Annotated in this window: 15 protein-coding genes; 13 read left to right on the top strand and 2 right to left on the bottom strand. The window is 71.8% G+C overall.

The window, feature by feature from the left end; all coding sequences use genetic code 11:
* Positions 1-8 precede the first annotated feature (8 nt).
* A complete protein-coding gene (locus AWC30_RS11890; protein WP_085110441.1) occupies positions 9-740 on the bottom strand; it encodes an SIMPL domain-containing protein in 732 nt (243 codons plus the stop codon).
* Positions 741-803: 63 nt separating this feature from the next.
* Complete coding sequence (locus AWC30_RS11885) at positions 804-1,766, bottom strand: alpha/beta fold hydrolase (protein ID WP_109562041.1); 963 nt, start codon at positions 1,764-1,766, stop codon at positions 804-806.
* A 133-nt stretch (positions 1,767-1,899) separates the two neighbouring features.
* Here AWC30_RS11885 and ftsH point away from each other — a divergent pair, with 133 nt between their 5' ends.
* From ftsH to lsr2, 13 genes are all read left to right on the top strand, one after another.
* The gene (ftsH, locus tag AWC30_RS11880; protein ID WP_085110439.1) at positions 1,900-4,236 is read left to right on the top strand and encodes an ATP-dependent zinc metalloprotease FtsH; all 2,337 of its coding nucleotides are present in this window, start codon (positions 1,900-1,902) and stop codon (positions 4,234-4,236) included.
* 14 nt (positions 4,237-4,250) lie between these two features.
* Positions 4,251-4,883: a GTP cyclohydrolase I FolE gene (folE, locus tag AWC30_RS11875; protein WP_085110438.1), complete on the top strand. Its 633-nt coding sequence runs from the start codon at positions 4,251-4,253 to the stop codon at positions 4,881-4,883.
* Positions 4,880-5,716 carry a dihydropteroate synthase gene (gene folP / locus AWC30_RS11870; protein WP_085110437.1) on the top strand — a complete coding sequence of 279 codons (837 nt, stop codon included), beginning with the start codon at positions 4,880-4,882 and terminating at the stop codon, positions 5,714-5,716. Before folE ends, folP begins: the two co-directional genes overlap by 4 nt.
* A complete protein-coding gene (folB, locus tag AWC30_RS11865; RefSeq protein ID WP_085110436.1) occupies positions 5,709-6,098 on the top strand; it encodes a dihydroneopterin aldolase in 390 nt (129 codons plus the stop codon). The genes folP and folB overlap by 8 nt, the downstream gene beginning before the upstream one ends.
* On the top strand, positions 6,095-6,640 hold the full coding sequence (folK, locus tag AWC30_RS11860) for a 2-amino-4-hydroxy-6-hydroxymethyldihydropteridine diphosphokinase (RefSeq protein ID WP_085110435.1): 546 nt from the start codon (positions 6,095-6,097) through the stop codon (positions 6,638-6,640). Before folB ends, folK begins: the two co-directional genes overlap by 4 nt.
* Complete coding sequence (locus AWC30_RS11855; protein WP_085110434.1) at positions 6,640-7,125, top strand: DUF3180 domain-containing protein; 486 nt, start codon at positions 6,640-6,642, stop codon at positions 7,123-7,125. Before folK ends, AWC30_RS11855 begins: the two co-directional genes overlap by 1 nt.
* Positions 7,126-7,180: 55 nt before the next feature.
* On the top strand, positions 7,181-8,647 hold the full coding sequence (locus AWC30_RS11850; protein WP_085110433.1) for a DUF6779 domain-containing protein: 1,467 nt from the start codon (positions 7,181-7,183) through the stop codon (positions 8,645-8,647).
* Positions 8,648-8,760: 113 nt separating this feature from the next.
* The gene (locus tag AWC30_RS11845; RefSeq protein ID WP_085110432.1) at positions 8,761-9,672 is read left to right on the top strand and encodes a Rossmann-like and DUF2520 domain-containing protein; all 912 of its coding nucleotides are present in this window, start codon (positions 8,761-8,763) and stop codon (positions 9,670-9,672) included.
* Positions 9,669-10,556 carry a pantoate--beta-alanine ligase gene (gene panC / locus AWC30_RS11840; protein ID WP_085110431.1) on the top strand — a complete coding sequence of 296 codons (888 nt, stop codon included), beginning with the start codon at positions 9,669-9,671 and terminating at the stop codon, positions 10,554-10,556. The genes AWC30_RS11845 and panC overlap by 4 nt, the downstream gene beginning before the upstream one ends.
* A 37-nt stretch (positions 10,557-10,593) precedes the next feature.
* Positions 10,594-11,025, top strand: coding sequence for an aspartate 1-decarboxylase (gene panD / locus AWC30_RS11835; RefSeq protein WP_085110430.1), 432 nt, complete (start codon positions 10,594-10,596; stop codon positions 11,023-11,025).
* A 2-nt stretch (positions 11,026-11,027) separates the two neighbouring features.
* Positions 11,028-11,843 (top strand): type III pantothenate kinase, encoded by an 816-nt coding sequence (locus AWC30_RS11830; protein ID WP_085110429.1) that lies wholly within the window; start codon positions 11,028-11,030, stop codon positions 11,841-11,843.
* 69 nt (positions 11,844-11,912) lie between these two features.
* Positions 11,913-13,412, top strand: coding sequence for a lysine--tRNA ligase (gene lysS / locus AWC30_RS11825; protein WP_085110428.1), 1,500 nt, complete (start codon positions 11,913-11,915; stop codon positions 13,410-13,412).
* 121 nt (positions 13,413-13,533) lie between these two features.
* Positions 13,534-13,869 carry a histone-like nucleoid-structuring protein Lsr2 gene (gene lsr2 / locus AWC30_RS11820; protein WP_085110427.1) on the top strand — a complete coding sequence of 112 codons (336 nt, stop codon included), beginning with the start codon at positions 13,534-13,536 and terminating at the stop codon, positions 13,867-13,869.
* Positions 13,870-14,082: the final 213 nt, after the last annotated feature.

Below are 14,082 nucleotides of genomic sequence, written 5' to 3'. Positions count from 1 at the left end.
GAGGCCGGCTACTTCAGCTCCCAGACCGCGGTCACCGAGAAGCTCACGGTCTGCTCGCCGGGCTCCAGCGGCACATCGGCCATCGCGCGCTGCGCCGGCATCGGGCGCTGCGCGTCGTCGCCGCCGGACTCCGAGATCGACAGCACCTTGCCCAGCCGCAGCCCGGCCAGCTCGGCGTACTGGTCGGCGCGGTCCTTCGCGTCGTTGAAGGCCCGCTCCCGGGCGTCGCGCACCAGGTCGGAGTCGTTGTCGATGGAGTAGCTGACCGAGTCGATGCGGGTGGCGTCGCCGCCGGTGCTGACGATCAGCGACAGCGCCTCGGAGGCGGAGTCGAGTTCGCGGATCGTGACCCGGATCGAGTTGGTGGCGCGGTAGCCGGTGATCACCGACGCCCCGGCCGGGTCGTTGGCGTACTGCGGCTGCAGGCTGACCCGGGCCGTGGCGATGTCGCGCTCGTCGACCCCGGCGTCGGTGAGCGCGGTGATCAGCTCGTGTTGGCGCTCGCTGGTCTGGTTCATCACCGTCGAGGCGTCCGCGGCGGTGAACTCGATGCCCACCTCGGCGGTCAGGGTGTCCGGGCTGCCCTGCACCTCCCCGCTGCCGACGACGGTGACCTCGCGCGGGGAGCCGTCGGCGGGGCTGTCGGCGTCGCATCCGGCGAGCCCGCCGATGGTCACCGCGGCCACCGCCGGGGCGATCATCCAGCGGAGCGATCTGCGGGGGTGTGCTGCGATCGGCATGCCTGGCACCTTACGTGCCCGCCGGGTGGACCGCCCGCCGCGCCACCCCGGCAGCGGCGGCGTTCAGCGCAGCTCGGCGAGGAACTCCAGCAGCGCGGCGTTGACCTGGTCGGGACGCTCCTGCTGCAGCCAGTGCCCGGCGTCCTCGATGAGCAGTTCCCGGTACGGCCCGGCCGCGACCTCCCGGGCCCGGTCCCGGCGGGTGAAGCCGAGCACCGGGTCGGCCGCGCCGGCCAGGAACAGCGCGGGGACATCGGTGCTCGCGTCGGCCAGCTGCGGGGTGGTCGACCAGTTACGGTCGAAGTTGCGGTACCAGTTCAGCCCGCCGGTGAACCCGGTGCGGCCGAATTCGGCGACGTAGTAGGCGAATTCGTCAGCGGTGATCCAGTCCGGCAGGGCATCCGGCTCGGGTATCCGGTCCAGGAAACCGGCCGGGCCGGGATCGAGCATGACGGCCGCGGCGGCCGCGTCGCCGGGGGCGGTCAGCCCGCCGAACATCGACCGCATGGTGCGCTCGGGGTCGGCGTCGAGTTCGGCGTCGGCCACCCCGGGCTGCTGGAAGTACAGGATGTAGAAGAAGCGGTCCCCGAAGAGCCGCCGCCACGCCGCGGTCGGCGCCTCCTGCGGGCGCGGGGTGGGCGGCACACTCAGCCCGGCCACCGCGGCCACCCGGTGGGGGTGCAGCAGCGCGGCGTTCCACACCACCGGCGCGCCCCAGTCGTGGCCGATCCAGACCGCGCGCTCGGCGCCGACCGCGTCGAGCACGCCGACCAGGTCGGCGGTGAGGGCGTGGATGTCGTAGGCCTCGATCTCGGCGGGCGCCGACGAGCCGCCGTAGCCGCGCTGGTCGGGGGCGAGCACGTGGTAACCGGCGGCGGCCAGCGCCGGGATCTGATGCCGCCAGGAGTAGGCCAACTCGGGGAAACCGTGCGCGAGCAGCACCACCGGCGCACCGGGTTCGCCGGCCTCCAGCACCCGCAGTCGCACCCCGTTGGTGTCGATGAAGCGTTCGGTCGCCGTGTCCACGCTGCCAGCCATGTCCCCACCCAAGCACAGCCGGCCGTCCGGCTTCGCGACGATCGGTGCAGACCGTCGCGGTAGCCTTGAGGACTGCAGCTGCCTGTACTGGAAGGATCGGGCCGACCACGGTCGGAATTTGATGAACCGCAAAAACGTGATCCGTACCGTCACCGTGATCGCCGTGGTGGTGCTGGTGGGTTGGTCGTTGTTCTACCTCAGCGACGACACCCGCAAGTTCAAGCCGGTGGACACCTCGGTGGCCGTCGCCCAGATCGCCGACGACAACGTCGAAAGCGCCCAGATCGACGACCGTGAACAACAGCTACGGCTGACCCTCAAGGCGGGCAACGACGCCACCGAGGGCGCCGACCAGGTCATCACCAAATACCCGTCCGGCTACGCGGTCACCCTCTATGACTCCCTGATCGCCAAGAAGGCGGACGTCAACACCACCGTCAACCAGGGCAGCATCCTGGGCACGCTGCTGATCTACATGCTGCCGCTGCTGCTGCTGGTGGCGTTGTTCGTGATGTTCTCCCGCATGCAGGGCGGGGCCCGGATGGGCTTCGGGTTCGGCAAGTCCCGCGCCAAACAGCTCTCCAAGGACATGCCGAAGACCACCTTCGCCGACGTCGCCGGGGTCGACGAAGCGGTCGAGGAGCTCTACGAGATCAAGGACTTCCTGCAGAACCCGAGCCGGTACCAGGCCCTGGGCGCCAAGATCCCCAAGGGCGTGCTGCTGTTCGGCCCGCCGGGGACCGGTAAGACGCTGCTGGCCCGGGCGGTGGCCGGCGAAGCCGAGGTGCCGTTCTTCACCATCTCCGGCTCGGACTTCGTCGAGATGTTCGTCGGGGTGGGCGCCTCGCGGGTGCGCGACCTGTTCGAGCAGGCCAAGCAGAACAGCCCGTGCATCATCTTCGTCGACGAGATCGACGCGGTCGGCAGGCAGCGCGGCGCCGGCCTCGGTGGCGGCCACGACGAACGCGAACAGACCCTCAACCAGCTGCTGGTGGAGATGGACGGGTTCGGCGACCGGGCCGGGGTCATCCTGATCGCGGCGACCAACCGCCCCGACATCCTCGACCCGGCGCTGCTGCGTCCGGGCCGCTTCGACCGGCAGATCCCGGTCTCCAACCCCGACATCGCCGGGCGGCGCGCGGTGCTGCGGGTGCACTCCCAGGGCAAGCCGATGGCCCCCGACGTCGACCTGGAGAGCCTGGCCAAACGCACCGTCGGGATGTCCGGCGCCGACCTGGAGAACGTCATCAACGAGGCGGCGCTGTTGACCGCCCGGGAGAACGGCACCGTGATCACCGGCCCGGCGCTGGAGGAGGCGGTGGACCGGGTGATCGGCGGGCCGCGCCGCAAGAGCCGCATCATCAGCGAGCACGAGAAGAAGATCACCGCCTACCACGAGGGCGGACACACCCTGGCCGCGTGGGCGATGCCCGACATCGACCCCATCTACAAGGTCACGATCCTGGCGCGCGGGCGCACCGGCGGGCATGCGGTCGCGGTGCCGGAGGAGGACAAGAGCCTCCGCACCCGGTCGGAGATGATCTCGCAGCTGGTGTTCGCGATGGGCGGCCGCGCCGCCGAGGAGCTGGTCTTCCACGAGCCGACCACCGGCGCGGTCTCCGACATCGAGCAGGCCACCAAGATCGCCCGGGCGATGGTCACCGAGTACGGCATGAGCGCCAAGCTGGGCGCGGTGCGCTACGGCACCGACCACGGCGACCCGTTCCTGGGCCGCACCATGGGCAGCGCCCCGGACTACTCCCACGAGGTGGCCCGGGAGATCGACGAGGAGGTCCGCAAGCTCATCGAGGCCGCCCACACCGAGGCCTGGGCGATCCTCACCGAGCACCGCGACGTCCTGGACACCCTCGCCGGTGAGCTGCTGGAGAAGGAGACCCTGCACCGCGCCGAACTGGAGGAACTGTTCGCCCGGGTCGAGAAGCGGCCGCGGATGACCCTGTTCGACGACTTCGGGGGCCGCACCCCGTCGGACAAGCCGCCGATCAAGACCCCCGGGGAGTTGGCGATCGAGCGCGGTGAGGAATGGCCCCAGCCGGTCGCCGAGCCGGCCTTCAAAGCCGCCATCGCCGAGGCCAGCGCCGAGGCCGAACGGGCCCGCCGCGAGGCCAACGGCACCCCGGAGCACCCACCGCACCCACCGCACCCACCGCACAATGGCGGCTCCCAGCAACCCCAGCCGACCCAGCCCGATTACGGCGCGCCGGCCGGCTGGTACGCGCCGGGCTGGCCGCCGCCACCGCAGCATCCGAGTTACCCGCAGCAGCCCGGCCCGCCCGGACCGTGGTACCCGCCGCACCCCGGTCCGCGCCACGGGCAGGACCCGAACCAGGGCTACCCGCCCCGCCAGCCCTACCCGGTCCCCGGGCAGGGCGAACCGGGCAGCCAGCCGGGGCAACACGGTGAGGAGAGCCGGCAGACCCCGCCGGCGCGCGGCTAACCCATGGAGGTTCGATGACTCGGTTCGACACCGGGATCGATGCGCAGTTCGACGCCCGACCGGCGCCGTCGGAGCGACCGGTCTTCGACCAGGCCCGCGCCGAGGCCGCGGTCCGGGAGTTGCTCCTCGCGATCGGCGAGGACCCGGAACGCTGCGGGCTGCGCGACACCCCGGCGCGGGTCGCGCGGGCCTACCAGGAGATGTTCGCCGGGCTCTACACCGACCCCGACGACGTCCTCAACACGACCTTCGACGAGCAGCACGACGAACTGGTGATGGTCAAAGACATCCCGATGTACTCGATGTGCGAACACCATCTGGTGTCGTTCCGCGGATCGGCGCACGTCGGCTACATCCCGGGTGAGGACGGCAGGGTGACCGGCCTGTCGAAGATCGCCCGGGTCGTCGACCTGTACGCCCGGCGCCCCCAGGTGCAGGAACGGCTGACCGCTCAGATCGCCGACGCGATGATGAACCGCCTCAAGCCGCGGGGCGTGATCGTGGTCGTCGAGGCCGAGCACATGTGCATGTCGATGCGCGGGGTCCGCAAACCCGGTGCGGTCACCACCACTTCGGCGGTGCGCGGCCAGTTCAAGACCGACACGGCGCTGCGCGCGGAAGCGTTGAATCTGATCCTGCACAAGTGAGATCCACCGATGTGCAGGTCATGGGGGTGGTCAACGTCACCACCGACTCGTTCTCCGACGGCGGGCGCTACCTGGAGACCGGCCGCGCCGTCGAACACGGGTTGGCGCTGGCCGCCGCGGGCGCGGCGATCATCGACGTCGGCGGGGAGTCCACCCGGCCGGGCGCCCAGGGCGTCGACACCGCGGTGGAGGTCGCCCGGGTGGTGCCGGTCGTCTCGGCGCTGGCCGCGCACGGCCTCACGGTCAGCATCGACACCATGCACGCCGCGGTCGCCGCGGCCGCCCTCGACGCCGGGGCGAGCATGGTCAACGACGTCTCCGGTGGCCGCGCCGACCCGGACATGGCGCCCCTGCTCGCCGAGAGCGGGGTGCGGTGCGTGCTGATGCACTGGCGGCCGGTCGCCGCGCAGCACCCGCACCGGGTGCCCCGCTACCGCGACGTGGTGGCCGACGTGCGGGCCGAATTGCTTACCGCGGTGGACACCGTGGTGGCCGCCGGTGTCGCCCCGGACAAGGTCGTCATCGATCCGGGCCTGGGCTTCGCCAAGACCGGCCTGCACAACTGGACGCTGCTGCACGCGCTGCCGGAACTGGTCGCCACCGGGGTGCCGGTGCTGGTCGGGGCGTCGCGCAAACGATTCCTCGGTGCGCTGCTGGCCGGCCCGGACGGGGCCGTGCGGCCGCCCGACGGCCGGGAGACGGCGACCGCGGTGATCTCGGCGCTGGCCGCACTGCACGGGGCGTGGGGGGTGCGTGTCCACGATGTGCGGGCCTCGGTGGACGCCCTGAAGGTGGTCGACGCGTGGGCTCTCGGTGGGGAGCGCGATGACTGACCGGATCGAGTTGCGCGGGCTGACCGTTCGCGGCCACCACGGGGTGTTCGACCACGAACGCGCCGACGGGCAGGACTTCGTCGTGGACATCACGGTGTGGCTGGACCTGACCGCCGCCGCGGCCGGCGACGACCTCGCCGAGACCTACGACTACGGGCTGCTGGCCGACCGGGCCGCCGCCGTCGTCGCCGGACCGGCCCGCAACCTCATCGAGACGGTGGCCGCCGAGATCGCCGACGAGGTGATCGGCGATCCGCGGGTCGAGGCGGTCGAGGTCACCGTGCACAAGCCGCAGGCGCCCATCCAGCAGGACTTCGCCGACGTCGCGGTGGTCATCCGCCGCTCCCGGCGCGGCGGGCGTGGCCGGGTGGTGCCGGCATGACGCGGGTGGTGCTGTCGATCGGCAGCAACCTGGGGGACCGGCTGGCCCGGCTCCAATCGGTGCTCGACGGGCTGGGGCCGGCGGTGCGCGCCGTCTCCGGCGTGTACGAAACCGACCCGTGGGGCGGGCTGGAGCAGGGCCGGTTCCTCAACGCCGCGCTGATCGCCGAGGACCCGGACTACGACGGTCAGGGCTGGCTGCGCCGGGCGCACGAACTTGAGGACGCCGCCGACCGGGTGCGGGGGGAGCGCTGGGGGCCGCGCACGCTGGATGTCGACCTGGTGACGTGCCACCAGACCTCCCCGGCCGGGGACACCCTGGTGGTGTCCCGCGACGACGGGCTGACCCTGCCGCACCCGCTGGCGCATCTGCGCGCGTTCGTGCTGATCCCGTGGCTGGAGGTGGAGCCCGACGCGGAACTGCCGGTGGCCGGGCAGTCGCGGCCGGTGAGCACGCTGGTGACCGAGCTGGACCCCGCCGACCGGGTCGCGGTGCGGCTGACCGGGTTGACGTTGCGCGCCACCGGTGGGACGGACCGGTGATGGGGCCCACCCGCAAACGTGAACTGATCGCTGCCGTCGTCGGCACCGGCCTGCTCTGCTACCTGCTGGTCGGGCCGTTGTATCGGCTGTTTCCGCCGATCACGGTGTGGACCGGGCTGTCGCTGCTGGTGGTCGCCGCGGTGGAGGCCGGCTGGGGTTTTCAGTTGCGCGCCAAGATCAACGCCGCCGAGATCGGTGTCGGCCCGGGCCGGTTGCACCCGCTGGCCGCTGCGCGCAGCCTGGTCGTCGCCAAGGCTTCGGCGTGGGTGGGCGCGGTGGTGCTCGGCTGGTGGCTCGCGGTGCTGGCCTACCTGCTGCCGCGGCGCTCCTGGCTGCACGCCGCGGAGCAGGACACCGCGGGCACGGTGGTGGCGGCGGTGAGCGCGCTGGCCCTGGTGGTCGCCGCGCTGTGGCTGCAGCATTGCTGCAAATCGCCGGGCATCGGCCCGGAGGGCGACGAGGACACCGAGAAACAGGCCTGTTGAGAATCGCCGCAGCGCGCCGACACGCGGACTGACCTCGGGCCGGTACAGTCAGGCCATGACCGTTCTGCCCGGCGGCGCTCGGGTCCGGCGCGGCGTCCGCAGGCCGGGCTGGACGCTGCTGACCACGTTGCTGGTGCTCGCTTTGGTGGCGAGTTCGGCGCTGGTGTTCACCGACCGGATCGAATTGCTCAAGCTGGCGGTCGTTCTGGCGCTGTGGGCCGCGGTGGTCGGTGCGTTCGTTTCGGTGATCTACCGTCGCCAAAGCGATGTCGCCGAGGCCCGGGCCCGGGATATGAAACTGGTCTATGACCTCCAACTCGACCGGGAGATCGCTGCCCGGCGCGAGTACGAACTGAACGTGGAGTCGCAGCTGCGCCGCGAGCTGGCCTCGGAGTTGCGGGCCGAGGCCGCCGACGAGATCGCCATGCTGCGTAGCGAACTGGTGGCTCTGCGCGCCAACCTCGAGATGCTCTTCGACGCCGAATTCGAGCACCGTCCGGCCCTGGAGACCGAGCGCAGCACCGTACGGGCCTACAGTGATCGCGCCCACGAAGCCGGCGCCGGCCCGGATTGGGCTGCGGCGGCGCGGGTTTCGACCGTCATGCCCGACGAGGCGGCCAGCCCGACCACCGAGAACCCGATCATCGACGTGCCCGAGGTCCCGGTGCCGCCGGCCGCCGAAGCGCCGCCGGAAACCCCCGAGCCGGCCGCCGAATGGCCGCAACACGATGGGCGCCACGAGGGACGCCACGACGGACGCCAGGACGGGCGCCAGGACGGGCGGGAAGGCCCGCGCCGCGACGCCGCGAGCCACCGCCAGCCCGGCTACGACCCGCGGTCCTACGGCGCCCGGCCCGCACCGGAGGAGCAGCGCGGATCGCATCGCCGCCGCGCCGCCGAACCGGACCCGGCCCCGCCGCGCCAGGAACCGCCGGCCTGGCCGCCACGACCCGAGCCCGCCCCGGCCGCGGCGAGTTGGCAGACCGGCCCGGTCCCGCCGGTTCCGCCCGCACCGGCGCGATCGGCGCCCGCCGCCGACACCGGCTGGCAGCCGCTCGGCGGTGAGGGGCAGTGGCTCCCGCCCGGCAGTCCGGGAAGCCACTGGGCGCCGGCTGACGAGCAACCCGAGCCGCGTCGGGGCCGCCACTACCGCGGCGGCGACACGCCCGCGGCCCCCGCCGAGCCCACCCCGCACGCACAGCCACCGGGCGGGTTCGAACCGGCCGAACCGGAGCCGGCCTGGCCGGAGCCCGACCGCCACCAGCCGCGCCACGCCCCGCCCGCGGCCGGCTACACGCCGCCGATGCCGACCCGCCCGGAACCCGCCGCCCGGCACCGCCGCCGCGCCGCGGAACCCGAGGAACCGCCGCGGTCGTTCGAGCCGGCGCCGGAGCCGGCCCCGGCGTCCGAACCCGAGGAGTCCGGCGGACGACGCAGCAGCGGCCAGTCGGTGGCCGATCTGCTGGCCCGGTTCGAGGTCAGCCCCAGCGCCGGCGGCCGCAGGCGCCGTCGGGAGGACTGACCGGCGGGGGCGTGCTGCGCGGCCCGGCCGCTTCCGGCTAAAATCTGTCCCGACCGTCCGGTACCCGCCACGCGGGACTGGAACGAACCAACAGGACTTGTGAGGTCGTCTGCATGGCGCAGTTCGACGGCTTGCGTCCCGCTCGACTCAAGGTGGGCGTCATCGCGGCCGGCCGGGTGGGCACCGCCCTGGGTGTGGCGCTGGAGCGCGCCGAGCACGTGGTGGTGGCCTGCAGCGCCATCTCCGCGGCCTCCCGCAGGCGCGCCGAGCGGCGGCTGCCCGACACCCCGGTGACGGCGGTGCCGCAGGTGGCCGGGGCCGCCGAACTGCTGCTGCTGGCGGTACCCGACACCGAACTGCCCGGCCTGGTCGCCGGGCTGGCCGCCACCGCCGCGGTGCGCCCCGGCACCATCGTGGCGCACACCTCCGGTGCGCACGGGGTGGACGTGCTGGCCCCGCTGACCGGGCGGGACTGCGTGCCGCTGGCCATCCACCCGGCGATGACGTTCACCGGCTCCGACGAGGACATCGCCCGACTCCCGGACGCCTGCTTCGGGATCACCGCGGCCGACGAGGTCGGGTATGCGATCGCCCAGTCGCTGGTCCTGGAGATCGGCGGCGAACCGGTGCGGGTCCGCGAGCAGTCCCGCACGCTGTATCACGCTGCCCTCTCCCACGCCGCCAACCACCTGGTCACCGTGGTCGCCGACGCCGTGGAGATGCTCCGCGCGGCGCTGCGCGGCCAGGAACTGCTCGGCCAGCAGTGGGTCGAGGACGAGCCCGGCGGCATCGCCGAACGGGTCGTCGGCCCGCTGGCCCGGGCCGCCCTGGAGAACACCCTGCACCGCGGCCGCGCCGCCCTGACCGGCCCGGTCGCCCGCGGCGACGCCGCCGCGGTCGCCGCCCACCTCGACGCGCTCGCCGCCCTGGACGCCGGCCTGGCCGAGGCCTACCGCACCAACTCGCTGCGCACCGCCCGGCGGGCCGATGCCGCCGCCGACGTCCTGGAGGTGCTGACCCGATGAGGCCGGGCAGCCCGAAGTTCACCGCCGGTGAACTCAACCGCTACAGCGAGCCCCGCGATGTCGCGGCGGTCTGCCGGGCCCTGCGCGGCACCGGCCGCCGGATCGTGCTGGTCCCGACCATGGGCGCACTGCACGACGGGCACCTGACCCTGGTTCGCGCGGCCCGGCGGGTGCCCGGCGCGGCGGTGGTGGTCTCGATCTTCGTCAACCCCCTGCAGTTCGGCGCCGGTGAGGACCTGGCCACCTACCCGCGCACGCTGGAGGACGACCTGGCGCTGCTGCGCGAGGAACGCGTCGACATCGCGTTCACCCCGACCGAAGCCGAGATGTACCCGCACGGCCGACGCACCGTGGTGCGGCCGGGCCCGCTGGGCGCCGAACTCGAGGGCGCCGCCCGCCCCGACCACTTCGCGGGCATGCTCACCGTCGTGCTCAAGCTGCTGCAGATCGTCGGCCCGGACCGGGCGTTCTTCGGCGAGAAGGACTACCAGCAGCTGGTGCTGGTGCGCCAGATGGTCGAAGACCTCGACATCGACACCGAGATCGCCGGCGTGCCGATCGTGCGCGACCCCGACGGCCTGGCCTTGTCATCGCGCAACCGCTACCTCGACGACGGGCAGCGTGAGCAGGCGACCGCGTTGTCGGCCGCGCTGCTGGCCGCGGCGCGCGCCGCCGGAGGCGGACCCGATCAGGCCGTGGCCGCCGCCCGCGCCGTGCTGGACCCGATCCCGGCGATCGAGGTGGACTACCTGGAGGTTCGCGACCCGGATCTGGGGCCGGCCCCGCCGTTCGGCCCGGGACGAATCCTGGTGGCGGCCAAGGTCGGCGACACCCGACTGCTGGACAACGCCGCCGTCGACATCGCCGCCGGACCCTACACCTGACCGACCGAACCCGCCGCCGAACACGTTGGAGGAACTCATGCTACGGACGATGATGAAGTCGAAGATCCACCGGGCCACCGTCACCCAGGCGGACCTGCACTACGTCGGCTCGGTGACCATCGACGCCGACCTGATGGAGGCCGCCGACCTCCTCGAAGGCGAACAGGTCACGATCGTCGACATCGACAACGGGGCGCGCCTGGTCACCTACGCCATCACCGGCGAGCGCGGTAGCGGAGTCATCGGGATCAACGGTGCCGCAGCACATCTGGTGCACCCCGACGACCTGGTCATCCTGATCGCCTACGCGACCATGAGCGACGAGGAGGCGCGCCGGTTCCGCCCCCGCGTGGTGTTCGTCGACGCCGCCAACAAGCAGGTCGACCTCGGCGACGACCCGGCGTTCGTGCCGGACTTCGACATCCCCGAGACCGCCGAGCTGCTCTCCCCGCGCGCGAGCGCACGGTAGCCGTGCTCCTCGCCATCGATGTCCGCAACACCCACACCGTGGTGGGGCTGCTCGCCGGGCCCGGCGAGCACGCCAAGGTGGTGCAGCGGTGGCGGATCCGCACCGAAACGGAGATCACCGCCGACGAACTGGCGCTGACCATCGACGGCCTGATCGGTGACGACGGGGAGCGGCTCACCGGCGCCGCGGCGCTGTCCACCGTCCCTTCGGTGCTGCACGAGGTCCGCATCATGCTCGACCAGTACTGGCCGGCCGTGCCGCAGGTGCTCATCGAGCCGGGAGTGCGCACCGGAATCCCGCTGCTGGTGGACAACCCCAAGGAAGTCGGCGCCGACCGCATCGTCAACTGCCTGGCCGCCTACCGCAAGTTCGGCACCGCGGCCATCGTCGTCGACTTCAGCTCCGCCATCTGCGTCGACGCGGTCTCGGCCAAGGGGGAGTTCCTCGGCGGCGCGATAGCGCCCGGCATCCAAGTGTCCTCCGACGCCTCGGCGGCTCGTTCGGCCGGGCTGCGCCGCATCGAGCTGACCCGGCCGCGCTCGATCATCGGCAAGAACACCGTGGAATGCATGCAGGCCGGCGCGATCTTCGGCTTCGCCGGATTGGTCGACGGGCTGGTGCAGCGCATCCGCACAGAGGTCGACGGGTTCGCCGGCGATGCGGTCGCCGTGGTCGCCACCGGGCACACCGCCCCGCTGCTGCTGCCCGAACTGCACACCGTCGACCACTGCGACCCGCACCTGACGCTGCACGGACTGCAGCTGGTCTTCGAACGCAACCGGGACGGCTCCCGCGGGCGGCTCAAGACCGCGCGCTGACCCGGCCGCGGCGGGCCGCCGGTCGGGGGCGGCTCGGCGAGGGTGAGCAGCCCAGTAAGCTCGCGGGTCGTGACCTCCGACGAATCCGCCCTACCCGAGCAGTTCCGGATCCGCCGGGCCAAGCGGGAACGCCTGTTGGCCGAGGGCCGTGAGCCCTACCCGGTCAACGTCGAGCGCACCCACACCCTGGCCGAGATCCGCGCCGCGCACCCCGACCTGCCCGCCGACGCCGCCACCGGTCAGATCGTCGGGGTGTCCGGGCGGGTGGTGTTCGCCCGCAACTCCGGCAAGCTGTGCTTCGCCACGCTCCAGGAGGGGGACGGCACCCAGTTGCAGGTGATGATCAGCCTCGCCGGGGTCGGCCAGGAGCTGCTCGACCTGTGGAAGAGCGACGTCGACCTCGGTGACATCGTCTACGTCCACGGCGAGGTGATCAGCTCCCGGCGCGGCGAGTTGTCGGTGCTCGGCGACACCTGGGAGATGGCCGCCAAGGCGTTGCGGCCGCTGCCGGTCGCGCACAAGGAGATGAGCGACGAGGCGCGGGTGCGGCAGCGCTACGTCGACCTGATCGTGCGCCCGGAGGCGCGGACCGTGGCCCGCCAGCGCATCGCGGTGGTCCGCGCGCTGCGCAACGCGCTGGAGCGGCGCGGGTTCCTCGAGGTCGAGACCCCGATGCTGCAGGTGCTGGCCGGCGGCGCGGCGGCCCGCCCGTTCGTCACCCGCTCCAACGCGCTGGACACCGACCTGTATCTGCGGATCGCGCCGGAACTGTTCCTGAAACGCTGCGTGGTCGGTGGATTCGACAAAGTATTCGAGTTGAACCGGGTATTCCGGAATGAAGGAATTGACTCCACTCATTCACCGGAATTTTCCATGCTGGAAACCTATCAGGCGTATGGCACCTACGACGACTCCGAGATCGTCACCCGCCAGCTAATTCAAGAGGTCGCCGACGAAGCGATCGGAACCCGGCAGGTCCCGCTGCCCGACGGCAGCACCTACGACGTCGACGGGGAGTGGGCGTCGATTGAAATGTATCCCTCGCTGTCCGAGGCGCTCGGTGAGCAGATCACCCCGGAAACGCCGGTGCCGGTGCTGCGCCGCATCGCCGACAAACTGGGTGTGGAAGTGCCCGAGGACCGCGGTTACGGGCACGGCAAACTCGTCGAGGAACTGTGGGAACACACCGTCGGCAACGCCCTCTATGCCCCCACGTTCGTACGGGATTTCCCGGTCGAGACCACCCCGCTGACCCGACAGCACCGCAGCATCCCGGGCGTCACCGAGAAATGGGATCTCTATCTGCGCGGATTCGAGCTGGCCACCGGATATTCGGAGCTGATCGACCCGGTGGTCCAGCGCGAGCGGTTCGTCGCGCAGGCCCGCGCCGCCGCGGCCGGTGACGACGAGGCGATGGCGCTCGACGAGGATTTCCTGACCGCCATCGAATACGCGATGCCGCCGTGCACCGGCACCGGAATGGGAGTGGACCGGCTCCTGATGGCATTGACGGGATTGTCAATTAGGGAGACGGTCCTGTTCCCCATTGTTCGTCGTCACGACGGCTGATCCTTCGCGGAATAACCGCAGTCATAATCGCCGCACCGAATGGTTTACCCTGTTATGGCGCGGTGCTGAACCGTGCGGTAATCGCGTATCGCAGTGCAAACGGAAGGTGAGTGGTCGGGAAATGGCGAAAAAGGTTACGGTGACGCTGGTAGACGATTTGGACGGCACTGCGAAGGCGGATGAAACCGTCGAATTCGGCCTCGACGGGGTGACCTACGAGATCGACCTGTCGACCAAGAACGCGGAGAAATTGCGTGGCGACCTCAAACGCTGGGTCGAGGCCGGCCGTCGGGTCGGTGGCCGCAAGCGCGGCCGCAGCAGCACCGGTCGCCGCGGCGCGATCGACCGGGAGCAGAGCGCCGCGATCCGGGAGTGGGCGCGCCGCAACGGCCACAACGTCTCCACCCGCGGCCGGATCCCGGCCGACGTGATCGAGGCGTTCCACGCCGCCACCTGAGCCGGCCGGCGCGTTCGCTGCCGGCGAACCGATTGTCGAAACGTTTCCGCTGATCCCGGCGTTGCCCACGTATGGCCGGAGAACGGCCGGGTGAATCGGTACCCGGATCGCTGCCGGGGAGCCACCGTGCGGTGGGAAGGCAGGCGTGCCGCCACTACAGTGGACGGCAGGCGCGAACCGCCGATCATCGTGCCGATGTGTAGGGAGAAGGTA

Source organism: Mycolicibacillus trivialis (genome assembly GCF_002102395.1).
Classification (GTDB): Bacteria; Actinomycetota; Actinomycetes; order Mycobacteriales; family Mycobacteriaceae; genus Mycobacterium; species Mycobacterium triviale.
This window is presented reverse-complemented; position numbering and strand designations above follow the sequence as displayed.

Excerpts from the sequence above, each read along its gene's own strand:
- folK (WP_085110435.1), top strand. The coding sequence starts at position 6,095 with ATGACGCGGGTGGTGCTGTCGATCGGCAGCAACCTGGGGGACCGGCTG.
- folB (WP_085110436.1), top strand. The coding sequence starts at position 5,709 with ATGACTGACCGGATCGAGTTGCGCGGGCTGACCGTTCGCGGCCACCAC.
- AWC30_RS11855 (WP_085110434.1), top strand. The coding sequence starts at position 6,640 with ATGGGGCCCACCCGCAAACGTGAACTGATCGCTGCCGTCGTCGGCACC.
- AWC30_RS11850 (WP_085110433.1), top strand. The coding sequence starts at position 7,181 with ATGACCGTTCTGCCCGGCGGCGCTCGGGTCCGGCGCGGCGTCCGCAGG.
- folE (WP_085110438.1), top strand. The coding sequence starts at position 4,251 with ATGACTCGGTTCGACACCGGGATCGATGCGCAGTTCGACGCCCGACCG.
- lsr2 (WP_085110427.1), top strand. The coding sequence starts at position 13,534 with ATGGCGAAAAAGGTTACGGTGACGCTGGTAGACGATTTGGACGGCACT.
- panD (WP_085110430.1), top strand. The coding sequence starts at position 10,594 with ATGCTACGGACGATGATGAAGTCGAAGATCCACCGGGCCACCGTCACC.
- AWC30_RS11890 (WP_085110441.1), bottom strand. The coding sequence starts at position 740 with ATGCCGATCGCAGCACACCCCCGCAGATCGCTCCGCTGGATGATCGCC.
- ftsH (WP_085110439.1), top strand. The coding sequence starts at position 1,900 with ATGAACCGCAAAAACGTGATCCGTACCGTCACCGTGATCGCCGTGGTG.
- panC (WP_085110431.1), top strand. The coding sequence starts at position 9,669 with ATGAGGCCGGGCAGCCCGAAGTTCACCGCCGGTGAACTCAACCGCTAC.
- AWC30_RS11845 (WP_085110432.1), top strand. The coding sequence starts at position 8,761 with ATGGCGCAGTTCGACGGCTTGCGTCCCGCTCGACTCAAGGTGGGCGTC.